Origin of the sequence: Rheinheimera maricola (assembly GCF_016918075.2) — a bacterium.
Taxonomy (GTDB): Bacteria; Pseudomonadota; Gammaproteobacteria; order Enterobacterales; family Alteromonadaceae; genus Alishewanella; species Alishewanella maricola_A.
Window position 1 is genome coordinate 1,036,580 of record NZ_JAERPS020000001.1, and the last position, 25,104, is coordinate 1,061,683.

The 25,104-nt window shown below is 45.9% G+C and carries 19 protein-coding genes; 18 read left to right on the plus strand and 1 reads right to left on the minus strand.

Annotated elements, in window-relative coordinates; translation table 11 throughout:
- Position 1: 1 nt before the first annotated feature.
- Positions 2–607, plus strand: coding sequence for a cob(I)yrinic acid a,c-diamide adenosyltransferase (cobO, locus tag I4W93_RS04745; RefSeq protein WP_205310529.1), 606 nt, complete (start codon positions 2–4; stop codon positions 605–607).
- Positions 604–1,437, plus strand: coding sequence for a cobalamin-binding protein (locus I4W93_RS04750; protein ID WP_224673255.1), 834 nt, complete (start codon positions 604–606; stop codon positions 1,435–1,437). Before cobO ends, I4W93_RS04750 begins: the two co-directional genes overlap by 4 nt.
- Here I4W93_RS04750 and I4W93_RS04755 read toward each other — a convergent pair.
- Entirely contained in the window at positions 1,414–3,426 is a 2,013-nt protein-coding gene (locus I4W93_RS04755) for a serine/threonine-protein kinase (protein ID WP_205310528.1), read from the minus strand. The genes I4W93_RS04750 and I4W93_RS04755 overlap by 24 nt on opposite strands.
- Before the next feature lie 214 nt (positions 3,427–3,640).
- On the opposite strand from I4W93_RS04755, the gene tagH reads away from it, so the two are divergent.
- The 16 genes from tagH (at position 3,641) to tssH (ending at position 24,839) form a co-directional block, all read left to right on the plus strand.
- The gene (gene tagH / locus I4W93_RS04760) at positions 3,641–4,903 is read left to right on the plus strand and encodes a type VI secretion system-associated FHA domain protein TagH (RefSeq protein WP_205310527.1); all 1,263 of its coding nucleotides are present in this window, start codon (positions 3,641–3,643) and stop codon (positions 4,901–4,903) included.
- Between the two features lie 47 nt (positions 4,904–4,950).
- Positions 4,951–5,433, plus strand: coding sequence for a type VI secretion system lipoprotein TssJ (gene tssJ / locus I4W93_RS04765; RefSeq protein ID WP_205310526.1), 483 nt, complete (start codon positions 4,951–4,953; stop codon positions 5,431–5,433).
- A 31-nt stretch (positions 5,434–5,464) separates the two neighbouring features.
- Entirely contained in the window at positions 5,465–6,793 is a 1,329-nt protein-coding gene (tssK, locus tag I4W93_RS04770; RefSeq protein WP_205310525.1) for a type VI secretion system baseplate subunit TssK, read from the plus strand.
- Positions 6,794–6,833: 40 nt separating this feature from the next.
- Complete coding sequence (gene tssL, locus I4W93_RS04775) at positions 6,834–8,144, plus strand: type VI secretion system protein TssL, long form (protein WP_205310524.1); 1,311 nt, start codon at positions 6,834–6,836, stop codon at positions 8,142–8,144.
- A 15-nt stretch (positions 8,145–8,159) separates the two neighbouring features.
- A complete protein-coding gene (gene tssM / locus I4W93_RS04780) occupies positions 8,160–11,708 on the plus strand; it encodes a type VI secretion system membrane subunit TssM (RefSeq protein WP_205310523.1) in 3,549 nt (1,182 codons plus the stop codon).
- Positions 11,690–12,421 carry a type VI secretion system-associated protein TagF gene (gene tagF / locus I4W93_RS04785; RefSeq protein WP_205310522.1) on the plus strand — a complete coding sequence of 244 codons (732 nt, stop codon included), beginning with the start codon at positions 11,690–11,692 and terminating at the stop codon, positions 12,419–12,421. The genes tssM and tagF overlap by 19 nt, the downstream gene beginning before the upstream one ends.
- Complete coding sequence (locus I4W93_RS04790) at positions 12,418–13,185, plus strand: PP2C family protein-serine/threonine phosphatase (RefSeq protein WP_205310521.1); 768 nt, start codon at positions 12,418–12,420, stop codon at positions 13,183–13,185. Before tagF ends, I4W93_RS04790 begins: the two co-directional genes overlap by 4 nt.
- A gap of 83 nt (positions 13,186–13,268) precedes the next feature.
- A complete protein-coding gene (tssA, locus tag I4W93_RS04795) occupies positions 13,269–14,363 on the plus strand; it encodes a type VI secretion system protein TssA (protein WP_205310520.1) in 1,095 nt (364 codons plus the stop codon).
- 60 nt (positions 14,364–14,423) lie between these two features.
- Complete coding sequence (tssB, locus tag I4W93_RS04800) at positions 14,424–14,924, plus strand: type VI secretion system contractile sheath small subunit (protein ID WP_205310519.1); 501 nt, start codon at positions 14,424–14,426, stop codon at positions 14,922–14,924.
- A 1-nt stretch (position 14,925) separates the two neighbouring features.
- Positions 14,926–16,419, plus strand: a complete 1,494-nt coding sequence (gene tssC / locus I4W93_RS04805) for a type VI secretion system contractile sheath large subunit (RefSeq protein WP_205310518.1) — start codon at positions 14,926–14,928, stop codon at positions 16,417–16,419.
- 82 nt (positions 16,420–16,501) lie between these two features.
- Entirely contained in the window at positions 16,502–18,055 is a 1,554-nt protein-coding gene (gene tssC / locus I4W93_RS04810; RefSeq protein WP_205310517.1) for a type VI secretion system contractile sheath large subunit, read from the plus strand.
- 8 nt (positions 18,056–18,063) lie between these two features.
- Complete coding sequence (locus I4W93_RS04815) at positions 18,064–18,864, plus strand: type VI secretion system accessory protein TagJ (RefSeq protein ID WP_205310516.1); 801 nt, start codon at positions 18,064–18,066, stop codon at positions 18,862–18,864.
- A 20-nt stretch (positions 18,865–18,884) separates the two neighbouring features.
- Complete coding sequence (tssE, locus tag I4W93_RS04820) at positions 18,885–19,376, plus strand: type VI secretion system baseplate subunit TssE (protein WP_205310515.1); 492 nt, start codon at positions 18,885–18,887, stop codon at positions 19,374–19,376.
- Positions 19,373–21,205 (plus strand): type VI secretion system baseplate subunit TssF, encoded by a 1,833-nt coding sequence (gene tssF, locus I4W93_RS04825; RefSeq protein ID WP_205310514.1) that lies wholly within the window; start codon positions 19,373–19,375, stop codon positions 21,203–21,205. Before tssE ends, tssF begins: the two co-directional genes overlap by 4 nt.
- Entirely contained in the window at positions 21,202–22,206 is a 1,005-nt protein-coding gene (gene tssG / locus I4W93_RS04830) for a type VI secretion system baseplate subunit TssG (RefSeq protein ID WP_205310513.1), read from the plus strand. The genes tssF and tssG overlap by 4 nt, the downstream gene beginning before the upstream one ends.
- Positions 22,207–22,226: 20 nt before the next feature.
- A complete protein-coding gene (gene tssH, locus I4W93_RS04835; RefSeq protein ID WP_205310512.1) occupies positions 22,227–24,839 on the plus strand; it encodes a type VI secretion system ATPase TssH in 2,613 nt (870 codons plus the stop codon).
- Positions 24,840–25,104 lie beyond the last annotated feature (265 nt).

Sequence of the window (25,104 nt, forward strand, 5' to 3'; positions counted from 1 at the left end):
TATGAGTATTGATGATCAAAAACAGCAACGCCACCGCGAGCGTCAAAAGCGGTTAAAAACGCAAGTAGATCAAGCTGTCGCTGCGGCAACAGACGAAAAAGGACTATTACTAGTAATAACCGGTAATGGTAAAGGTAAATCTACTTCTGGTTTTGGTACGGTAGCCAGAGCTGTAGGGCATGGCCTGCGTGCTGGCGTGGTGCAATTTATTAAAGGTGGTTGGGACTGCGGCGAACGTAACTTATTACAGCAACACGGTGTTCAGTTTGCCGTAATGGCGACGGGCTTTACTTGGGATACTCAAGATAAACAAGCCGATATTGCCGCAGCTGAGTTAGTGTGGCAGCAAGCCGAGGTTTTTCTGGCAGACTCCACTATTGATCTGGTGTTGCTCGATGAGCTGACCTATATGCTTAGCTATCATTACTTGCCGTTGGAGCGGGTCGAGCAAGCGCTGCAAAACCGTCCACTATCACAACATGTGGTTATCACAGGCCGTGCTTGTCATCGTCGGCTAATTGAACTGGCCGACACAGTAAGTGAAGTACAAAACATTAAACATGCGTTTGATAATGGCATTAAAGCACAGCGGGGCCTTGACTGGTGAGATTATGGTTACTGCTATTGTGTTGCTTAAGCGCGGCAGTGCAGGGCGCCGAGCAGCGTATTATTGCCCTGGCACCCCATATTACCGAAATGTTGTATGCCATAGGTGCCGGAGATAGTGTGGTTGGCGTAAGTGATTACAGTGACTATCCTGCTCAGGCGCGCGCGCTGCCTAGCGTTGCTAGTTTTGCTGGCATTAACCTGGAAGCCATATTGGCACTAAAACCAAATTTAGTTATTGCCTGGCGTAGTGGAAATCCACCGGCTGATATAAAACGGTTGCAGCACTTTGGCATCAATGTGGTTTTTTCTGACCCTATAACCCTCGATGATATTGCCACTGAACTACGTTTATTCGGTGAGCTCACTGGCCATCAGATACAAGCAGATGCTGAAGCTGCTCGCTTTAGCCATCAATTGCAGCAATTACGTACTACTTATCAGCATAAAACGCCTTTGAGGGTGTTTTTCGCAATGTCGACAGCACCGCTCAGCACTGTAGCAAACAAGGCCTGGCCACAACAGATGCTAACACTTTGCGGGGCCGACAATCCTTTTGCAACAGCAAAGGGTGACTATCCGCAGGTGGGTATTGAGCAGGTTGTTACTGCAGAGCCGGAGCTTATCATTCAGCCACTGCGCACTGATACAAAACCAGATTTGATGTACTGGCATCGTTTTACCGTGATACCTGCAGTGAAACACGGCAGGTTTTTATCAGTAAATGCCGATCATTTATATAGAACTACGCCCCGTACTTTGCTGGGGATACAGCAGCTGTGCCAGGGCATTGACAGCTATCGCGATTTAACTATTAATGCTGCTCATTAATTCATTAGCTCGGCGCATCAGACGCTCTGCGGTTCTTACTTGATTAGACTGCAATAATTGTCCGGACAAGCTGAGGTACTTATCTGCCAGCTTACGGCGCAAGGCAACATGCAATGAAAAATCAGTAGGAACTAATGAACTAAATTGCTGCAGTTGGTCGTAAACTGCATCTATCTCACCTGCTTTTTCACTGGCGGCAAGCTCAGTACTCATAACAGAAAAGCTGTGTTGATAAAACAACTCCGCTGCCTGATAGGGGAAATTTGCTGTTTTGCCTAATTCAATAGCGCTGTGGTACGACGCCATGGCATCCACGGCAGCGGCTAGCTGTTGCCCCCGCGTTACTAATTCAGCGGTGTCTTGATGTTGTGCAAAAAGTAGCTCGCCGGCCATAATAAGTTGCTGCAGTGCGATGGCATTATTGTTGGCTATCGCTTGGTCAAAAGCTGCGATATAACTTGCGGTTTCGTCATCGTAGGGCTCAATTACGTAGCTTGCATCAATGCGTTTCAGCGCAGCCTGAATAGTATACAAGTCTGGGGCATTATTTTGTTTTTGATATTGTTGAGTAAGTAGCAGCTGATTTAATTGAGATCGCAATACATCAATGGCAGTTTGTTTGCTACGCAGCATGCTAGCGCTTAATCCGGCTAAGTAATGTGAATCAGGATAAAGCGCACTGGCTTGTGCCAGTATTTTTTCTATTTCCGGATAATTCGGGTAAGCAAAGCTACGATCGCTGATCAGTTGATCTATCTGCTGCTCAAAGTGGGTTATTACGCTATTTTGTTGTTGGCGTAACAGTGCATTGCGTTGCAGCTCGCTTGCTTCGGGTCGGGCTATAGCGCTAAGTAATTGGTTAACATCGCCATCGGCCAACTGCTGATATTTCTGCTGCTCAGCGGTGATATCTGCTACACGCTGCTGGTAGCTATTTAACACAGTTTGGTTTTGTTGATAATATTGCCAGCCACCCGAGCAAATGACCAAAACTGCAGCTGCGGCTGCAGCAGGTTGCCATAACTGAGCACTAAACTGTCGCATTAGCTTGCTGATACTGCTTTTTCGTTGCAGTGCATCAAACTGCAACGCCTGTTTTAACGCTTGCCATTGCAGGATATTTAAATGCGCTGGTTTGCTAGCTTGCTTGTTTTGTTGATGTGCTTTGTCGGCAGGCAGGCGCTCAAAAGGATGTTTACTGGTTAACAGTTCATAACTTAAACAGGCAAAAGAGAATAAGTCATCAGCTACGCAAGGAGCGTTGCCCGACAAAAGCTGAGGGCTGGCATAAGCTGGTGTGTAGCCACTCAATGGGGCTGTTTGGCTTTGTTGCTCAGCTGCATAAATATCATGATTTAACTGCAGTTTCTGCGACACACCGAAATCGAGTACTTTCACTTCTCCAGCACGATTAACCATAATATTGGCAGGTTTAAGATCTGCATGCACAATGCCGGTTTTATGAGCGAAATTGAGCGCCTCTGCTATTTGGTGTAGTAGTTTAAGTGCAGATTTCAACGGTAAACCTTTCGGTTTATAACGTTTTATCACCTGTTCCAAACTTTCTCCATCAAGGCATTCCATCACAATGAAGTAATGCTGTTGGTCGCAATCGACATCAAATACACGCACAATATTAGGATGTGATAGTTGCTGTGTTTTATGGGCTTCCTGCAATAACAATTGCAGCGCTTCTGGCTGGTCAACAAACTGCTGCTGCAATACCTTAATGGCGACGGTACTATTGGCAACACCAGCTTTTTGCAAAAATAGATCTGTGGCACGATAAATGTCACTCATACCGCCGGAGCCAATTTTACTTTCCAGCAAATAACGCTGCTTAATCAACATGCCTTCTTCAATTGTTGCCAACGAAGTTTTGGCGGGTTTAACGCCGGACGTTGCCTTGACCGCATAGCGCGTTTTATCGTTGTCTGCGGCAATACCTGTTGTCAAGCCGTCAACGCTGGTTGTGTCCTGCTCCGTCATAATTCGCTCCTTGTTATGCCAGATACTCGCTAGCTAAAATCAATACGTTAAATTTATCGCGCAATTATTTCACAAATAGTGCAGATAGTCACTTGTGTATTTACGTATATGTTAACTAGCGCAATGTTGACGCAACAATAAATTTAACTTAATCTTTGCGACCCATTAAGAGTAAATAAATTGTGTTTTAAATGCTGACGAGCAGGAGTGTTATGTGGGGCAAAGGGATATGTTACTAGAGTTGTCAGTAGTGAGTTATCACCGTCTATCCCCCAGGCAGGCGGCGGTTAAACGCTTTGATGCAACGGGGGGAACATTAGGTCGCTCCGAACAGGCAGATTGGTTTTTACCAGACCCAGAACGTGTGGTCTCTGGCGTACATGCTTTGATATGCTACAAAAATAGCGAGTTTAGCATTGAAGATAAATCGACCAACGGGCTTTTTGTTAACCGCTCTGTTGATGCCTTGGGGCAAGGTAATCGTCATATATTGCAACACGGCGACGTATTGTGCATGGGAGATTACGAGATCCAAGTAGCACTGGTTGATAGTGTTACAAAGGTTAACAATGACACGCATATTAATGCAGATGTAACAACGACATCAGCAGTGCGGCAGACTGCGTCGTTAGGTATTCCGATAGCGGACGTTGCAGTAAGTGCATTTTCTACTAACGCTGCTAATCCTGTTGACAGTGCTGTGGGTAGCCATATCCAAAATCGTCAACGAGAAATGACGCTTGATGACCACTTTTCAGCACCAACAGCACTTATCCCTGATGACTGGGGCTCAGACTGGTTGAATACAGAAAGCGAAGGTTTGCCAGAGATTCCACAGGCAAAGCCGGTAGCGACTCGCGTTAATAAGATAGAACCACAGCAAAACATCAATGATGCACCAGCTTGCCTTCTTGCGTTTCTTAATGGGCTGGGAGTTTCTGAAGCCAATCAGCAGTTAATGAACTCAGTGCAATGGTGGGAGCAGCTGGGGCAAGCGTTTCAGCAATCCTTGCATGGTGTCATTGAGGTGATGCGTGAGCGTTCGAATGTTAAAAGTACATTTAGAGTGAATCAAACGACATTCCAACAGCGTGAAAATAACCCGCTGAAATTTTCAGCCAATATTGATGAAGCTTTTCATAATCTTTTTAATCGTCCGGGTAGCAGTTTTATGCCAGCGAAGCAGGCTATCGCCGAAGCATTTGCCGACATTAGCCGGCATGAGTCTGCCATCGTAGCCGGCGCTGCTGGTGCCATGGATGGCTTGCTGCAACAGCTAGCACCACAACATATAGAAGCAACAGATTATGGCGGCAGCTTCGTTGACAAAGTTAATCCAGCGCAGCGACAGGCCAGATATTGGCAGCGATATAAAGCGCTGCACGTTGATTTAGCGGCCGAACTTAACAGCAAAGATAAACAAGGCGTAAATGACGACTTTATCCGTGCTTATGAGGCGTTCTTGCGTCAGAAATAACAGACCGACACAGGCAATACATAATGAAACCTTCAGGAGTGGTTTATATGAATGCAATTAAAGTGACAATTTTGGTTTTGCTTAGTTTGGCTGTGTTAGCCGGCTGTCAGGCGGTCTACTCTACTTTCCCGCCATCAACAACACTACATTTTAAAGTAGCGTCTGATATTAATCCGGATTTAGATAACCGCCCATCACCTGTAATTATAAAAGTATACGAACTAGCGTCTAAAACCGTGTTTGAAAGTCAGGATTTCTTTGCCCTGTATGATAATCCTGAAGCAACATTGCGTACTGACTTGCTGAAAAAAGACGAGTTAGTGTTTGAACCAGGACAGCGCAACGAATATCGCATGACACTGCAACCTGCGACAAAAGCAGTTGCTGTTATTGCGGCATATCGCGACATAGAAGGCGCAAGATGGCGCGCCGTAGTAGATGTAAAACCAACTGGATATGATGACTTTTACGTTTATGTCGACAAATTAGCGGTGTACATCCGTGAGCATGACTTAGAGCGCAAGCGCTAAAAAAACCGGTAGAGCATTAAGGAAGAGTAATATGAGTGATTACAGCCGGGTTGCATGGTCCGAAGGTTTGTTTCTTCGGCCGCAGCACTTTCAGCAGCAGGAGCGTTTTTTTGACTACAGCCGACAACAGCAGCTAGCAATGCAGTTGCCGTATGGTTGGGGCGTGCGTCGTATCAGTGTAGATCATCAAAGTCTGAAGTTTGGCCAGTTTGCACTGGCAGAATTAGAAGCCCTATTACCTGATGGTACCGTTTTACAGTTACCTCAGGTTGAGGCATTGCCAACGGCACTGCAGATCCCCAAAAGCAGCCGTGACCAACAAGTGTACTTATGTCTGGCGCTGGATAAAACGTCATCGCAAAATATTAGCAACATGGATGGTAATCACATTAGCCGATATGGTTTTAGTGAGCACAGTGTTGCCGATAACAGCTTGTCAGAAGACGCCACCGAACTACTCCAGTTAGCAAAGCTGCGTTTGTTGTTTAAGCTGGAGTCTGAAGACCGGGGCGGATTTGTCAGCGTCCCCGTCGCGCGTATTCAAGAAGTCACTGAGCAAGGAGAGGTGAAGTTAGTTAAAACATTCATCCCGCCACTTTTAGATATTCAACAAGATAGTCAACTTCTGGCTTTTGTCAGTGAAGCTTTGGGTATGCTTTGTCAACGAGCCGAAGCACTAGCGGATCGTTTGGGCAAAAGTCAGGGCACTGCCAATTCGATATCTGATTTTCTTATGCTGCAAGTGTTAAATCGCTATGAACCGATGTTGCGGCATTTGAAAAGCGGGGTGCTCGAACATCCCCTACACATTTACCGCTTAATGGTGTCGATGTTAGGTGAATTATCGACGTTTACCTCACGGCAGAAACGTCCCCCCGAGTTTCCCGCTTATAAGCACGATGACCTAACGACGGTGTTTGGCAATCTTGGCGTAATCATGAATCAAACATTGAGTGTCGTACTGGAGCAAACTGCTCAAGCCTTACCGTTAGAACAAGCCAAGTTTGGGATTTTAGTATCACCGTTAACTGACAAGTCCTTGCTTGAATATGCGCAGTTTGTGTTGGCAATATCTGCAGATATCCCCGCAGATGATATTCGTAAACACTTGCCAGCCCGACTAAAAATTGGTCCGGTTGAGCATATTCGTGAACTTGTTAATAACCAACTACCGGGCATAGCAGTGACGGGCTTGCCGGTGGCACCAAGACAAGTGCCATACCATGCGGGTTATCACTACTTTCAGCTAGATAAAGGCAGTATTTATTGGGAGCGGTTAGCCAGTAGCGGTGGTATAGCGCTGCATTTATCCGGAAATTATCCCGGTTTGAAGATAGAACTGTGGGCGATAAAGGTGTAGCAGTTTAGCCGCCGCTGATGATTAATATGGATAGTAACTGATGTCAGATAAAACTGTAATGAAACCGCGCCCTGGTGGACGGCTAGTAGGAAAACAAAACACGCCTGCGGCAGCACCAGAGCATACTGGCAATAATGACAAAACTCGCATGTCAGCGAATGTACGCAGTATCGAAAGCTCACAAAAACAGCAGGTGTTGTCAATTAGTGACAATATTTTGATAGATGAAGCTGGCGCCTTGTTTTCACTGGTGTCGCCCATTCGCAGCACAACTCAGCATGCGGATGTACCAGGCCTTAAAACTCAATGTGTTCAGTTAATTAATCAATATGAGCAGCAACTTCGCTATAAAAACATCAGCAGTGAGTTGATAGAAAAAGCACGATATTGTATGTGCTCCTTTATCGATGAAATGGTGCTTAATACCCTCTGGGGCGGTAACAGTGACTGGGCGACAGAGAGTTTGTTGTCCACTTTTCACAATGAAACCTTCGGCGGTGAATACTTTTTTACCCTGCTTGATAGTGCCATCGCCTCACCACAAGAGCATTTGTTGCTACTTGAGCTGCAGTACTTGTGCTTGTCTTTTGGTTTTGTCGGAAAAATGCGTATTGAAGAGCGCGGTTTTGAAAAACTTGAAGGCTTTAGGGAGCGCGCTTACAAAGCAATTCGCAGTCAACGAGGAGAGCCTGCCAGAGAATTGTCTCCAGGTTGGCGTAGTCAGGTCGTTGCCGCAAATCAATTAGAAGCTGAATTTCCACTTTGGGTTATCTGTTCAGTAGTTGCCGCGGCACTACTGGGTTGCTACATGTATCTGAATTATCAAATAAACAGCTATTCGAACGACGTACATAGGCAGTTGAATAATTTAGTCTTATGGCAGCAAGATGTACCTCAGCCTGCAACGGCTAAGGCACATCAAGATGCGATTCGGTTACAGCAATTATTGCAAACCGAAATTCGACGCGACTTGCTGCAGGTTCTCGAGTTGCCCGATCGTGTGCGGATCCGTGTTGGGTTAGACCAATTGTTTAATTCCGGCAGTACCGGTATTAACGAAGGTTTTCAACCTATTGCGGCTAAAATAGCCCGTGCGCTTGAAGGCACTGAAGGTAAAATTCTAGTCAGTGGCTATACCGACGACTTGCCTATTTTTACTAGCAAATACCCATCCAATTGGCATTTATCTCTCGCCAGAGCCAATGCAATGGCTGATGCATTAGCTGCAGGGGCAGACTTGCGTGGCCGCTTGTGGCCGGAAGGTCATGGTGATGCCAATCCAATCGCACCCAATGACAGTGCGGCAAATCGTACACTAAACCGTCGGGTCGAAATAGACTTGTTACAGTAATTCAAGGGACTTGTTATGCGTGTTAAATCGGCGCTGAAATCTGTGTTCAGAGCAATGAAATCCAGTGTTTTTATTACTGTTGTAGGCTTGTTGGCGCTGGCACTACTGATATGGTTTGGTGGTCCTTTATTAGCCATCGCGGGTTATGAACCCCTGGCCAGTGCAACCGCGCGTTTGGTTACGTTATTGGTTATCGCGTTGATTTGGGGCGGTAGCCATTATATTAAGGGGTTGCGCGAGAGTCGCTCTCATAAACAAGCCGTGGATACCTTACTTAACGGTGAGGAGCATCAGCAGCATGATGAACTCGCTAGACGTGATATTGAAGTACTTCGCGAGCGCATGCAAAAAGCATTAGACATTCTCAAGCATGCCCGATTCAGTAAAGCCCGAGATATCTATCAATTGCCTTGGTATATGTTAATTGGCCCTCCGGGGTCGGGTAAAACTACAACACTGTATAATTCAGGCCTGGAATTCCCATTAAAAGAGCATATGGGGACTGATGCCATCGAAGGTATCGGTGGGACCCGCCAGTGTGACTGGTGGTTTACCAACCAGGCTGTACTTATTGACACAGCCGGGCGCTATACCACACAAGATAGTCATGCTGGTCAGGACTCTACGGCATGGCAGGGCTTTCTTGGCTTGTTGCGTAAAAACAGACCAAGGCGACCCATTAATGGCGTTATTGTGTTTGTTAGTTTGGCTGACTTGTTAAATCAAACCCGCACTGAACGTAACTTACATGCGCGGGCGATAAAACAACGGGTACAGGAATTACAGAACCAGTTAGGGATGACCTTTCCGGTTTATGTGATGTTTACCAAAGCAGACTTAATTGCTGGTTTTACCGAGTACTTTGACAATCTGAGCGAAGAAGAGCGTGAGCAAGTTTGGGGCATGACGTTTGATGCGAGTCAGGATGACAATGATAAAGGCGTCGTTGCGCAATTTAACAAAGAGTTTCATGCCATTATTAACAGACTGACGCAGCGGCTTTACAGCCGGTTGCAGTTTGAACATGATTTAGAGAACCGGGCGGCAATTTTCGAATTTCCGCGTCAGTTACGCCTGTTGCAAAGCGCTGCAGATGATTTTTTAAAAGAAATTTTTGCCCCTAATCCGTTTGAAAAAGCGACCATGTTACGAGGCGTTTACATTGCTAGTGCGACTCAAGAAGGTGTGCCAATTGATCGCATTATGTCGCAGCTTGGGGCTAACTTTGGCTTAGCAGAGCCGCCTCTACGTCGTCAAACCGGGGAGGGTAAAGGTTACTTTATTAAGCGCTTCTTCGAGGAAATTGTCATACCTGAGCGCGAGCTTGCGTCCGTAAACATGCAGCATAAAACCCGTCATCGTTGGATCCGGCGTGGTGCCCTGGCCAGTACCGCGATTGCTGCAACTTGGTTACTGGTAGCTTGGGCTGGTAGCTACAACTGGAATACAGAACTTGTTGATGAGGTAGCAGGGTCAATTAATGCGTATGAAAAGATGACCGCGTCCGGACGACAGAACGACGATATTGTTGTGCTAAATGAACAGCTAAATCTACTTAGGGATTTACCGGCAGGCTATTCTGGCGTCTTACCAACCGATGGTCCTAAAAATCTAGGGTTATACCAAGGCGACAAGCTAGGTCAGGCAGCTAAAACAGCCTATCAATATGGCTTATACCACAGCTTTGTACCTTATTTACTGCAAAGCCTTACGGCAGAAATGCAGCTAAATGCTCAGCACCGGGATTATCTGTACGAAACACTTAAAACCTATTTAATGTTGTTTCAACCAGAGCAGTTTGATATTGAGCAAGTCAGCTCTTGGTTTGCGCTGTATGTAGAGAGGCAGTTTCCATCAGAGGTGAACTTGCCGCTACGATTATCACTACAAAATCACCTGCAAGCATTACTTGAAAGTGGTGTAAAAGGCGCGCATTACGATGAGTCGGCAGTTATTGCGGCCAGAGAGTTATTGTTAACAGTGCCTTTGGCAGAACGTGCATATCAGCGTATTCGTACTGAACTGGTAAAAAGCCATATCCCTGATTTTCGTCTTATTGATGTATTAGGTACTGATGGCGTAAAAGTGGTACAGCGAAAAAGCGGTGCACCACTACAGCAAGGTATACCGGGCCTGTACACCTACAAGGGGTTTCATGGCCTGTTTAATGTAGAAAAGCGTCGGATTATTAAAATTTTGATGGAGGATGGTTGGGTTTACGGCGAACAAAATGACGAGGGCGTGGTTTCAACCGACAGCTCATTATCTGACAAAGTAACCGAAAAATATCTGCGCGATTATGCCTACCTTTGGCAAGAACTGTTGGACGATATTACCATTAGCAAGGTTACTAATGTTGAACAGGGTGTATTTGTAACAAAGGTACTGTCTGGGCCTGAACAACCAGTACAGAATATCATTCGGGCTGTGCAACAAAATGTTCGCCTGACTAGCTTACCTGAGTCCGCTCAAGCAAATATGGCAAAAGATGTTGCCGGAAAAGTAGCGGAAACACAGTTTTCAAGCCAAACCACACGGATAACACGCTTACTGCCTGATGACATGTCGGCGCTCAGTGAGCAATTGCCGGGAAAATATGTCGAACGGGCATTCAGCGATGTATTGAACATCAGCGAAGCGAAGCTTGAACAAATTGCTCAAACCAGTGGTATGTATCATGACTATTTGGAACGCTTGTTTATCCCCGGTGGTATGGCAAGGCAGGCATATGTAAACCAGTTAAACGGTGAAGGGGGTAATGAGCTAAGCGTGGCATTACGCCGATTGAAAAGCGATATTCCCGCACCATTTTCAGACTGGCTGGGTGAGCTATCGGTTAATACCAGCGAGCTGTTTGCAAAAGGCAGTCGTCAATTTATCAATGAAGCATGGCAAGGCACGGTTTTAGCTGAGTATAAACAGGCGCTTGCCGGACGCTATCCATTGAACCGCCGTAGTGATAAAGACATTAAGCTGCGTGATTTCGAAAGATTTTTTGGTTATGACGGCACTTTAGACAGTTTTTTTAAAGAATACCTTCAGTCGTTTGTTAATACGAGTCGCTCAAACTGGACCTTTAAAAAAGACATTGGTTTGGACCAAAGTGTGCTACAAACCTTTCAACGAGCTGCTCAGATCCGAGCCGCATTTTTTGAAGACGGCAGTCAGAAACTGAAAGTTGGTTTCAGTCTTAAGCCAGTATATCTGGATCGACACATTACACATTTGCTCCTGGAGTTAGATGGTCAGGAGCTGTCTTACCGTCACGGCCCGACACGTTCGAAGCAATTTTTCTGGCCTGGCGATCGCAATAAGTTAGAAACACGACTTGTGTTTACGCCGGCAAATTCGGGCCTGTCATCAAATATTAGTGAAAAGGGAGAGTGGTCTTGGTTTAGGTTATTAGACCAATTGGCGCAGAGCCGTCCGCAAACCCGTACTGACCGCATTTTGCATCTAGCGGTGCAAGGAAATAAGGCCCGGGTAGAGTTAGTACCTGACACTGTTAACAATCCTTTTTGGAATAACGCATTGGAGACGTTCAGTTGTCCGGCAAGTTTATAAATGAAATTGGAATGTGCGGCAAGATCCCCGGTAGAGGTGACTTTCTTGCTCAGGGCTTGGCCGCAGGTTTTATCGACTCGTGGAACGAGTGGTTACAAGCCGTCATGGCGGTGAGTCGAGAGCAGCTTGGTCAGGATTGGTTAGATATTTATCTGACCAGCCCCATCTGGCACTTTGCTTTGTCGGCAGGAGTATGCGGCAAAGAAGCCGTGCTCGGTAGCATGATGCCAAGTGTGGACCAGGTTGGCCGGCACTTCCCATTTACGCTGGCGTGCGCCCGGCCGTGTAATCCAGTGCAGGCAAGAATGCAGTCGCAATGGACGACAGAATTGCAACAGCAAGTCTTATTGACACTGGAAGATGAATTTGAGTTTGATACCTGGTTAGCCACATTACGACAAACTGAAGTGAAATGGCCACAGAGCTCAGATATCAACACAAACCAGATGAGTGCAGCGCAAGGACGGCCTGCCTGGAAACTGCAAAGCAACAGCGAACTTGATGCTGAAATGCTGTTACATCATAGCTATCGTCAACAGTTTGGCCGGTATTGTGTGTGGTGGACAGACGGTTCTGAGCATGTAGCTCCTTGTACGTTAATAAGTAGCGGTTTGCCTCAGGTGAGTCAGTTTGCCGCCATGCTGGATGGAAATTGGGAGCGTGGGAATTGGCAGGAAGCAGATATCAATTGCAACGGAGCGGCGAAAGAATGAAAAAACTTGTTTCCCATGCGCAAACTCACAAAGGCTTAATACGTAAACTCAATGAAGATGCTTGCTTGGATATGCCTGGCAGTGGGGTGTGGTTAGTTGCTGATGGCATGGGAGGACATGCGGCAGGCGATATTGCCAGCCAGTTAGTGGTTGATACCGTGAAAATTGCCGTACAGCGTTCAGAGCAGGTATCGGTAGAATTATTAACAGACGCCTTACATCAAGCGAATGCAGAACTCAATGCCTATAGCGCACAGCATTTGGATGGGCATCTTGCTGGCTCAACGGTTGTGGTGCTGTTTATTGACAAAGTGCATTACCACTTTATGTGGGCTGGCGATAGCCGGGGCTATTTGCTTAGACACAATGCACTTAGACAAGTTACCAGAGATCACAGCCAGGTTAATGAGATGGTTGAACAGGGTTTGCTAAACAGCGATCAAGCAGAGCAACATGAATTGGCAAACGTTATTACACGTGCAGTCGGCGTCGATCCCTATTTAACCATTGATATAGTCAGCGGCGTTTGGCAACCGGGCGATGTGTTTTTGCTCTGTAGTGATGGCTTGAATAAGGAATTGTCTGATACAGAGATATGTCAGTATTTGTCACACAACAATATAGCTGAAGCAAACCGAGCACTGTTACATGGCACGTTAGTGGCAGGAGCCAGGGATAATGTAACCTGCATTGTCATAAAAGTTGACATCGATAATCACATTGTTAACGAAAAAGATAAAACAATCCCCTTGTATCTTAAATGATGCAAAACACAACTTCACTGTTGCCATCAATAAAACAATAAAGTAACATATTTCACTTATTGGTATCTCAAATTGGTTTTGTGATGGATTACAGTGAATTAATTGATTTTGAAAAGTTAATTAATGCGGTTGACGCAACTGCACCTGCAGGGACAGATCCGCGCTCGGATATTTCACCGACATCACAGTATTATCAACTTAAAGATATTCGCGGCCAGGCTAGGTCAAATGAACGCGCCTTGCTAGCCGAAGATGAAGATTTTCAATCGCTTGCACTCGATTGGCGACCGTTAAGTGAAAAAATTCCTGAGATACTTTGTGCTGAGGTAAAAGATCTAGAGTACTCAGCATGGTTAATTGAAGCACTGTGTCGCACTCACGGATTTGCTGGCTTAGCCGTAGGTTTTAAAGCTACGCGTTTGTTAATCGAGCATTTTTGGCAAGACCTTTATCCTTTACCTGATGAAGATGGCATGGAATCTCGTATTGCACCGCTGATCGGACTTAATGGTTATGAAGGAGACGGCGCCCTAATCACCCCTATCCTTAGTATTCCATTAACAGATGTCACAAATTTCGGCCAGTATGCCTGTTGGCAATTCGAGCGTGCCGCTGATATTTCCCGTAAAGACGAAAAAAGGCAGAAGCAAAAAGCTGAAGCCGGTATAGCCAGTCTTGAACAAATTAAAAACGCGGTTAGTGAAACATCAGCTGGGTTTTACAAACAACTGATACAGCAAATAGAGCTGGCTATTACTGAGTTTAATTTGCTGTCACAAGCCATGGATTCAGCCATGGATGGCGAGCCGCAACCAACCAGTGCAATTAGTAAGACACTGCAAAAATGTCTTGATGCAGTTAATTATCTTGGTGCAGAAAAACTAGCGTCCCTAGTTGAAGAAGAAGCACTGCTTACTGATGAGATGGAAGAAGTACAAGGCGAAGGCGCTGATCCAGTGCGTAAGCAAGTGCAATCTCGAGAGCAAGTTTTAAATAGCCTAAAGCAGGCAGCAGAATTTTTTCGCAAGACAGAACCTCATTCACCGATTTCTTATGCGCTTGAGCAAGTAGTTCATTGGAGCGGGCTTAGCCTGCCTGAATTACTGCAAGAGCTTATTGACGATAATAACAGCCGTAACCATTACTTCCGGCTGGCGGGGATCCCGCAACAAAAGTAATACCTGGTGTTAGCCGGTATGAAATGAAAAAACTAACAGCTGAGTAACAGGAGATAGTCAATGGAAAGTATACATAGCAAGTTGTCTCGGGTGCGTAAACCCCGTGTGCACATTACCTATGACGTTGAGACAGAGGGAGCTGCGGTAAAAAAAGAGCTGCCGTTTGTTGTGGGTGTTATGGGTGACTTCGCCGGCCAAAATACGGAAGCGCTGAAGCCACTCAAAGATCGTCGTTTTGTGCAAATTGATCGCGACAATTTTGATGAAGTGCTAAAGCGCATGAATCCAAAACTGAATTTCAAAGTTGATAACAAGTTATCAGGTGATGGCAGTGAATTCAGCGTAGAACTGCAATTTAAGTCGATGCAGGATTTTGAGCCAGCATCCATCGTTAAACAGGTTGAACCGCTGGATAAGTTAATGTCAACGCGTAATAAGTTACGCGATTTAATGACAAAAATTGACCGGTCAGAAGAACTTGAAAATATTCTTGAGCGGGTGCTGAACAACAACGAAGATCTGCAGAAAATGGCACAAGATCTGAGCATAGAGGATAAATAGCATGAGTACGGACGCCTTATTAGAACAGCATGACAGTGCTGAGGCTGCGACCAGCTCGTTACTGGACATGGCTATTGGTGCAACTAAACAAACTGATGCGAGCCGCGCAGAAGAGTTGTTGCGCACGCTGACAGAAGAAGCACTTAGCGGCACGGTGAGTTGGAATAAAAACCTTACAGTGACATTCAACGAAGCGATTAATCGTTTGGATAAACTAATCTCTGACCAGCTAGCAGCCATTATGCACACGCAGCAGTTCCAGAAGTTAGAAGGCAGCTGGCGCGGTTTAAACCATTTAGTTATGAACTCTGAAACCAGTGCCTCGCTTAAAATCCGCATGATCAGCATGAGTAAAAAAGAGCTGTACAAAGATTTAAGCAAAGCGGTTGAATTTGACCAAAGTCAGACTTTCAAAAAAGTATATGAATCTGAATTTGGTACGCCAGGCGGCGAACCATACGGCGCCATTATCGGTGATTATGAATTTACCAATCATCCAGAAGACATTGAAACATTAACCTACATGTCGAATGTTGCCGCGGCCGGTTTCTGTCCGTTTTTATCAGCATCTTCACCAGCATTGTTTGGTTTTGATGAGTGGACAGAGTTATCTAAACCGCGCGATTTAGAAAAGATCTTTGAATCTTTAGAGTACACAAAGTGGCGATCATTTCGCGATAGTGACGACTCCCGTTTTGTAACACTAACCATGCCAAGAGTTTTGGCGCGCCTACCTTATGGTGCGGCGACGGCACCAATTGAAGAATTTGGCTATGAAGAATTCGAGCTAGACGATCAAAAAGGTGTGGCAAAGACTCCTAATCATAAAGACTACTGCTGGATGAATGCGGCCTATGTGATGGGCACTAAGCTAACTAATGCATTTGCCCAGTATGGTTTCTGCACCGCAATACGTGGAGCAGAGGGAGGCGGTAAGGTTGAAGGATTACCTAGCCATATCTTTATGAGTGACGATGGTGACCCAGACTTAAAATGTCCAACTGAAATTGGTATTACCGATCGCCGTGAAGCTGAGCTGGGCAAAATGGGTTTTCTGCCACTATGTCACTATAAAAATACTGATTACGCCGTATTTTTTGGTGCACAGACCACGCAGAAACCGAAAAAATATGACACACCTGAAGCAACGGCAAACGCAGCAATTTCCGCTCGTTTACCTTATTTGATGGCGACATCTCGTTTTGCGCATTACTTAAAAGTATTAGCACGTGACAAGATTGGTAGCTTTATGGAGGCAGAAGACGTAGAGGTCTGGTTGAATCGCTGGATCCTAAGTTATGTTAACGCGTCTGAAGGCAGTGGCCAGGAAGTGCGGGCACGTTACCCACTGGCTGATGCCAAGGTACAGGTTCGCGAAATACCTGGCCGCCCTGGCTCTTACAATGCAGTAGCCTGGTTACGTCCTTGGCTGCAATTGGAAGAATTGTCTACCTCGCTGCGCTTGGTCGCAAAAATTCCTGAAATTGGTGGTTAACATCGTTGATTGCTGGCTGAGTCAGTCCCCGCTCAGCCGGCAACTTCGGTGTTTTGATAGCAGGTAAGCAAATGAGAATGTCATGGCCGACGCAGTAAAGTTTGTTCCGCTGGATGTTTTTAGTGCCGCATCCAGTGAAGGACAGTGCCAACGTGAATTTGATCAGCCTGCCTATACCAGAGTTGAAAGAACAGGCGTACTGGCCAGATTTTTACGTGAAGCTGACCCGTTAACGGCCATTTTATATTGGCTTGAACATGTTGCCTGCGCAAAAGCTCGCAGTAGCAAGCTGGTCAGCGCCATGCTGTGTCGGGCAATTGCTGACATCGACAGACTTATTTCAATGCAGTTAAATAACATCATTCATCATGCACAATTTCAGCAGTTGGAAGCCAGTTGGCGTGGAGTGCTTTATTTAACTGAGCAAACGGAACACCACGACCGCGAGCAGAAGGTTAAAGTGAAGCTGATATCGCTTAGCTGGGCAGAACTAAGTAAAGATATCAACCGGGCTATCGATTTCGACCAAAGCGATTTTTTCAAACTCATTTATGACAACGAATTTGATATGCCAGGTGGGGAACCCTTTGGTGTGTTAATTGGTGATTATCAAATTAGCCATAAAATTCGTCCGGGTCAGCTTACGCATGACCTTGATACGTTAAAAGAAGTTGCTCGTACTGCTGCTGCAGCATTTGCGCCTTTTATTTGTGGAGCACATCCATCACTTTTTGGTGTCGATCATTTTTCTGAACTGGGACTAGTGTCTGATATTGCCAGCCAATTTAAACAACCAGAATACGTGAAATGGCGAGCATTGCGTGCAATGGAAGATGCACGCTTTTTAGGTGTGGTACTGCCGCAGGTATTGATGCGCAGCCCATATAAAGACGATGGTTCACGCACCGAGAGTTTTGTTTTCAAAGAACAACTTGCACACCCAGAGCAGGACTATTTGTGGGGTAATGCCGCGTTCGCGTTTGCGGCCGTTTTGGTGAGAGCTTACAGCGAGTCGGGGTGGTTTGCCCAAATCAGGGGTATGAAATCAGGACAGCATAACTTTGGTCTGGTTAGTAACTTGCCGGTCAGCCGCTATGAAACCGACAAATATCAGGCAAACAATAAACCTTCAGTCAATTTACTGGTAGGGCACCGGTTTGAAGCCGAGTTGTCAGATAATGGTTTCGTCCCGCTGTCGGTGGTGCCATACAGCGATTTTTTTGCTTTTTACAACAATGCCTCGGTGCAACAAGCGAAGCAGTACGACGATCGCCTGTCGACGGTAAACGCGCGTCTGTCTGCGATGCTGCAGTATATTTTGTGCGTCGCCCGTTTTGCGCATTACATCAAAGTTATTGGCCGCGACAAAGTGGGTGGCTACCACTCGGCAGAGCAATGCGAGCAAGAGTTACAACGTTGGCTACACAACTACACCACTGCCTCAACGGACGCGTCTAACGATGTACGTGCACGGCATCCGCTGCGGGAAGCGCGTATCCAGGTTAGAGAAAAGCGCGGTGAGCCAGGGCACTATTATTCTATTATTCAACTTCAACCACATTTTCAGTTAGATCAAATGATTACGACAGTAAAGCTGGTTGCAGAGTTATCACCTAAACAAGTCGCAACGGCGTGAGGTTAACAGTGAAACAATTACAAACATTGATTAAACAAGGTGAACTGAGCCAAGCCACTGAAATGGCTATTCAGTTGTTACGAGACGACCCTGCAAATGCTGATGTTAGGGCGCTGTACATAGAACTGCTGTGTATACAGGGGGCATTAGAAAAGGCGGATCAGCAGTTAGATATGATGGTACGTCAGCATCCTGACTTTTTAGTGGGGGCGGTAAATCTACGTCAGCTTATCCGCGCTGCATCTGCCCGACAGGATTTTTATCAAGGCGGCTTAACCGCAACCTTGTTTGCTGAGCCTGATGCCATGTTCGAAGCGCAGTTATCTCTTCGACTGGCGTTAAAAGAACAAGATAAAGACGCCGCGGTGAGTGCAGCGACTACCTTAGAAAGCTTGCGAGTTAAAGCCGAGGTTGAAATAAACTCGCAGCACGTTACTGATATTCGTGACCTGGATGACAGTCTTGGCGGCTATTTGGAGTTATTCGGTACTGATGGCCATTTCTATTTAGCGAAGTTTACGGAAATTGACAGTTTGCAGCTAAAACGGCCTGAGTCATTGTTAGACACAGTATGGCGTCGGGCTGAAATTGTTATTAAAGATGGCCCGCAAGGTGAGGTGTTTGTGCCAATGACCTATGCCGATAGTGTGAAGATATCTGAACGTTTAGGTAAAGATACCGACTGGCAACAACATGATGAGCTGCTGGTAACGGGCATTGGACAAAAAATGCTGTTAACGGGAGAGCAAGCGTTAGCTCTGTCAGATATACAGCTGTTGTCAGCCGTAAATGAAGTGGTTGACGCTTAAGTTGGCGCCTGGAGTCTCTGGTGAAAGTACATCATAAACAACCATTGCAGCAGTCTTTACTCGATCGTCTTATTGATGACGCGCCGGGGCAGAAAGACAGCGGTAGGAGCAGGCGAGGCTTTGATTTAAAAGCATTACGCCAAAGTGTACGCCGAGACCTGGAAAACTTATTAAACAGTCGGGTGCAGTGGCATACCTGGCCCGAGAGTTATGCTGAGTTACCACAAAGCTTGCTGAATTATGGTCTTCCGGATTTCTCCGTCATGGTAGTTGATTCAGATGAAGGCCGTTTGCAGCTTTGCCGTGCAGTTGAGCAAACCATTCGACGGTTTGAACCACGTTTTGTTGACGTAGAAGTATCAGTACCAGAACAAGAGCATGACATGGAGCGGCTGCTAAGGTTGCGTATTCAGGCGTTGTTGTATGCTGATCCGGAGCCAGAACACATTATGTTTGATTCTGAAGTTGAGCCGGTGCATTTGGGACTGACTATCAGGGATTATCAGGCATGAATGATGAGTTATTGAAGTATTACAATCGTGAACTGACCTATATCCGGCGAATGGGCGCTGAGTTTGCAGATCAATACCCCAAGATCGCAGGGCGTTTACGCCTGAGTGAGGAAAACGTTGAAGACCCACATGTATCGCGTTTAATTGAAGGCGTTGCGTTACTGACCGCGCAGATAAGGCAAAAACTGGACGACAGCTTTCCTGAATTAACTGATGCCTTATTAGGCCAATTGTATCCGGATTATCAAGCGCCTATACCGTCAACGTCGGTATTAAAACTGACTAGCCAAAACTTATCGAATTCCGGCATAACGGTTGCGCGTGGCACCGAGTTTGAAACGCGCACTGACGGGTTGAAACCGTGTACCTTTCAGGCTTGCTACAACACTGAGATCTGGCCACTGGATGTAGTAACGGCGGAATTTAAAAACGCGCCATTTCATGCGCCTAAACCCCCGGTACAGACTAATGCCAAAGCACTGTTAAAACTCAGCATAGCCTGTGAGTTTGATAATACGGCAATGCACGAGCTGGAGTTGTCATCGTTGCGGTTCTATCTAAATGGCCAGCGTCATCATGTATATAAACTGTACGAGTTGTTGCTGAGTAAATTACTTGCAGTTGGGATTGCCCCTACAGGCCAACCTGAGGCGATGCAGTTTATTTCAGTAAGTCAGTTACAGGCCGTGGGTTTTGCCGATGAACATCAAGTTGTGCCCTATAGCCAACGTAGTTTTACCGGTTACAGGTTACTTATCGAGCAGTTTTTGTTTCCGGAAAAGTTTTTGTTTGTTGAACTACAGCAACTTAACCCGGCATGGCCAGGAGTTGAAGATAAGTTTGACCTGTATTTTTATTTGGCCGAGGGGGCTGATGAACTTGAACGCCATATAACAGCTGACAGTATGCTGCTGGGTTGTACCCCGGTGATCAATCTGTTTAGCCAAAAACTTGAACCGGTAAATTTAGATGCCTCACAGTATGAATATCGCTTAGTGCCACGCTATATGGATGCGGACGTGTGTGAAGTTATCCGTATTGAAAAGGTTCAGGCGTTTGACCCGTTCGGTAATGAGGTTACGTTAAATCCCTACTATAGCCAGGGACATCCAGACTATCTGCAGCAACAGGATATGTTTTGGCATAGTCGTCGTGAGTTCGCTGACTGGGCTGGAGGCTATTCAGAAACTGGCACAGAAATGTATTTGTCCGTCGTCGATCGTAAGTTTCAGGGTGTTAATTCTTCAGAAACATCAAAAGATTGGGTGGTGCAGGTTAGGGCGCTTTGCAGCAACCGAAATTTGCCAGGCTATTTACCTTTTGGTGGCGGCGAGCCACGTTTTTTAATCAGAAAGCACGCTGATGTTATCAAAGAGGTGCGTTGTTTAATGGCGCCAACACCCAGTGTGCGACCCGCGTTGCAGGAAGCCAGTCGTTGGCAGCTAGTGAATCATTTGACGTTAAATCACTTCACCGGTCAGGATGCACTTATTCGTTTGAAAGAAACTCTGCAATTATATGATTTTCGCTGTACACCAGAATCTAAGGCATTAATAGATGGCATTTGTGGCTTAGTCATTAAAAGTGGCACTGCCAGAGTAAACCAACAAGGGCGCACAGCTGTTTGCAGTGGTAGCGAGATTTTACTTGAGTTTACCCAGTCATCCTATGCCGGCAGTAGTATTTACTTTTTTGCCAATATTCTGGATATGTTTTTTGCTCAGTATGCTGCGGTAAACAGCTATACCCGATTATCTATTAAGCTTAAAGAACATGAACAGGTGTATCACCGCTGGCCTGCGCGCTCAGGTACTAAGGTGCTGTTGTGAACCTTAAGCAGTTAACCGAGGATGCAACGGGATTTGATTTTTATCATGCGGTGTATTCGCTTGAGCGTCAATTCAGCGCAGAACAAAAACGTTGGCAGGGCGTTGGTCGTGATGGTTTCCCAAAAAAAGAGCTTATTCGTTTTAAGAGTGTCCAGCATCTGGGTTTTCCTGGTCAGCCTATTACAAAGGTAGAAAAACGTCAGGCTGATGCGCCAGAAACAGAGCCCTGTGCGGTTGCCATGCATGTTAGTTTTATGGGGTTAACAGGTCCCAGCGGCGTAATGCCACAGCATTACACTGAAATGGTGTTGCAACGGCTAAAGCAGCGCGATAAAACCATGCGCGACTTCTTTGATTTGTTTAATCATCGCTTAATCTCATTGTATTACCGGGCTTGGGAAAAATACCGCTTTGCCTGTCAGTACGAAATGTCTGCGTTTGAGCAAGATAGCTTTAGCAGCGTGTTAAAAACAATTTCTGGCGCTAACAGCTCTATGGGGCTTTATTACGCCGGCGCTTTTAGTCAATACAACCGCAGTAGTCAGCAACTGATACAAATATTGACTGAATTACTGAACACTAAGGTAGCACTTAATCCCTTGCAAGGTCGCTGGCTTACGTTGGCGTCTGACGAGCAAAGCCGTCTTGCAATGAAATTTTTACCTAAGGGCCAAAATGCCGGCCTGGGGCAGTCAGCCATGCTGGGTAGTAAGGTGTGGGATGTCAGTTCTGCGATCGAGCTGGAAATTACCGCTCCGCCAGAGAAAGCACAGCAACTACTGCCTGGCAGTTATCAGCATCGTCAAATTACCGCCTTGTTGGCGGAGTACCTGCCCGCGGCATTAAAAGTCCGGATCACCTTGGTTGGGCAACATCAGGATTTCCCGGTTGCCTGTTTAAGTAGCCCACAGCTAAGCCTGGGGCACAGTGGCAGTTTGGCGGTTCGAACCTCAAAACAACATCAGATGACCCGGCTGAGCTATCAGCTAGGCCGGTCTTAGTTCATGCACAGGAAGCAATTATGTCTACTACCACATTAAAAAATCTGGTTGAAAAGCTTAATCCCGCCAGCCGGCAGTCGTTAGAAAGTGCGACCGCGCGGTGTCAGTCTAGATCGCATTATAGTGTTGAAATTGAACACTGGTTGGATGCGATGCTGGAGCAAGGCGATGGTGACATACAGTTGTTATTACGCAGCTTTGACATCAATATCGACACGGTTAAACAACAACTTCAGCAAGCGCTGGAAATGATGAAAACCGGTAATAATGCATTGCCAACAATATCTGTTCAGTTAATTAATTTGTTAAGAACGAGTTGGTTAAGTACGACTATTGAGTTTTCAGATCAGCAAATTCGCTCTGCTTATGTGCTGTATACATTACTAAAAGATGACAGCATGGCGGCGTTGTTACTTCGCCGGATCCCCTCTTTGGACAAGTTAGATGCCGCTGAGTTGTTACGTGTCTGGCCGGTATTGGTAAAACAAAGTACTGAACAGCAAAGCCCTGATCAGCAAAGTACGCCAACAACCGTTGGTAAATTATCGTCTACTAAAACACCGTCACTGGATCAATTTACTACCGACCTGACCGCGCAAGCCCGGGCGGGGAAAATAGACCCTATAGTAGGCCGGGATTATGAAATTAGGCAGATGATAGACATCTTAACCCGTCGTCGGCAAAACAACCCTATTCTCACCGGTGAGGCTGGAGTAGGTAAAACGGCAGTTGTTGAAGGGTTGGCCTTAAAAATAGCTGCTGGAGAGGTACCGGATAAACTTAAAAATATCAGTTTGCGGGTGTTGGACTTAGCTCTACTGCAAGCGGGTGCAGGTATGAAAGGTGAGTTTGAAAACCGGCTTAAAAATGTCATTAAGGAAGTTAATAGTTCTGCAACGCCAGTAATTTTGTTTATCGATGAAGCTCATACCATGATAGGTAGCGGTGGGCAGGCCGGGCAAAATGATGCGGCTAATTTATTAAAACCCGCACTGGCGCGCGGAGAGCTGCGAACGATTGCTGCAACCACCTGGGCTGAATATAAAAAATACTTTGAAAAAGATGCCGCGCTGGCCAGACGATTTCAGGTAGTAAAAGTTGAGGAGCCTACACCGGCTCTAGCTGCCATCATGATGCGGGGCTTACTGCCGGTTATGGAGCAACACCACGGTGTTTCTATTACTGATTTAGCCTTACAGGCAGCGGTGAATTTGTCGCACCGTTATATTAATGGCCGTCAACTACCAGACAAAGCAGTGGGTTTATTAGATACGGCTTGCGCACGTGTGGCAATGAGTCAGGATGCGATACCTGGCCCTCTAGAAGACTTGCAGCGCAAGGCCGCGCAATTACAACAAGAAATTAGGGTACTACAACGTGAGCAGTGTTTAGGGTCAGATCATAGTGAAGCCTTAGCGGCGTTGCAGGAAAAAGCCGAGCAAACTGAACAACAATTACAACAGACGAACCAGGCTTGGCAGGAACAAAAAGCTCTGGTGGGTGAAGCACGTGAATTAGCGCAGCAACTTACTGCAGAGCCACAAGGGCAAGACTCGCCTTTACTACAGCGCTTGTTGGAAATTAAAGCTTCATTTGCTGCTATTAGCGAGCCAATGGTGCACTGGCAGGTAACGGAAGAGTTGGTTGCCGAGGTGGTATCTGATTGGACGGGTATTCCACTGGGTAAAATGCAAGCGGATGAAATTAATACCATGCTGGCGCTGAATACCTATTTGCAGCAGCGAGTGGTTGGGCAGGATCATGCGCTGGAGCTTATCGCCCGCACGGTACAAACATCACGTGCCCAGTTAGCTGATGAAAATAAACCTAATGGCATTTTTCTGCTTACCGGGCCCAGTGGTGTAGGTAAAACCGAGACTGCTTTAGCGCTGGCAGAACAGGTGTATGGTAGCGAAGAGCAATTAACTGTCATCAATATGTCAGAGTTTAAAGAAGAGCATAAGGTGTCATTGCTGTTGGGCTCTCCTCCTGGCTATGTAGGTTATGGCGAGGGCGGTGTGTTAACCGAAGCAGTGCGTCGTAAACCTTACAGTGTCATTTTATTAGACGAAATGGAAAAAGCGCATCCTGGCGTGCAGGATATTTTTTATCAGGTATTTGATAAAGGCACGATTAAGGATGGCGAAGGCCGGGATATTGATTTTAAAAATACCATCATCATTATGACCTCTAACGTTGGTACGGATACCACCATGCGTTTGTTTGAGGACCCTGATACTGCGCCGACAACGGAGGGTTTAGCTAAAGCGTTGAAAGACGATTTACTCACCGTATTCAAACCTGCATTTTTAGGCCGGTTGAATTTAATTCCCTACTTGCCACTTGATAGTGACAAGTTGGCGTTAATCACCGCACTACAGTTAAAGCGTATTGAAAAGCGCTTGAATCAGCACTATCGGGCAACGTTTAGTTTTAATGCTGAGGTGACTGATCTTATTGTTAGCCAGTGTCAGGATGCGGGATCCGGCGCCAGAACGATTCACAACATTTTGCAAAATCAGTTATTGCCAGAGCTTTCTATTCGCATTCTGCAGCGGGTGGCTCAGCAAGAAGCCGTTAGCGCTATTAATTTGCAAGTAGAAAACGGCGCTTTTATCTACAACGTTAATTAAGTGTTTACTGCCAACAATCCAGCAAAAGGACGTTGGCAGTACAATCAAGTAAAAAATATCATTTAAAAAGGTTAATTTGGCGTTGCCAATAATTGTATTGTCGATATAATTTGTAAAGTTTAAAACTTACTGGCAATTTTAGTTTGCTTATCTGGTAACACGGTATTCATATATTGCGATTATTATATAAGTGAGTTGGTAAATTTTAACGTTTTGTCCGGGTGTAACAGTGACCCAGGCTATCTATGATGTCCAATATCGGGCA

Coding starts and splice junctions, on each gene's coding strand:
- cobO (WP_205310529.1), top strand. CDS start 2: ATGAGTATTGATGATCAAAAACAGCAACGCCACCGCGAGCGTCAAAAG.
- I4W93_RS04755 (WP_205310528.1), bottom strand. CDS start 3,426: ATGACGGAGCAGGACACAACCAGCGTTGACGGCTTGACAACAGGTATT.
- tssJ (WP_205310526.1), top strand. CDS start 4,951: ATGAATGCAATTAAAGTGACAATTTTGGTTTTGCTTAGTTTGGCTGTG.
- tssK (WP_205310525.1), top strand. CDS start 5,465: ATGAGTGATTACAGCCGGGTTGCATGGTCCGAAGGTTTGTTTCTTCGG.
- tssL (WP_205310524.1), top strand. CDS start 6,834: ATGTCAGATAAAACTGTAATGAAACCGCGCCCTGGTGGACGGCTAGTA.
- tssM (WP_205310523.1), top strand. CDS start 8,160: ATGCGTGTTAAATCGGCGCTGAAATCTGTGTTCAGAGCAATGAAATCC.
- I4W93_RS04790 (WP_205310521.1), top strand. CDS start 12,418: ATGAAAAAACTTGTTTCCCATGCGCAAACTCACAAAGGCTTAATACGT.
- tssA (WP_205310520.1), top strand. CDS start 13,269: ATGGATTACAGTGAATTAATTGATTTTGAAAAGTTAATTAATGCGGTT.
- tssB (WP_205310519.1), top strand. CDS start 14,424: ATGGAAAGTATACATAGCAAGTTGTCTCGGGTGCGTAAACCCCGTGTG.
- tssC (WP_205310518.1), top strand. CDS start 14,926: ATGAGTACGGACGCCTTATTAGAACAGCATGACAGTGCTGAGGCTGCG.
- tssC (WP_205310517.1), top strand. CDS start 16,502: ATGGCCGACGCAGTAAAGTTTGTTCCGCTGGATGTTTTTAGTGCCGCA.
- tssF (WP_205310514.1), top strand. CDS start 19,373: ATGAATGATGAGTTATTGAAGTATTACAATCGTGAACTGACCTATATC.
- tssH (WP_205310512.1), top strand. CDS start 22,227: ATGTCTACTACCACATTAAAAAATCTGGTTGAAAAGCTTAATCCCGCC.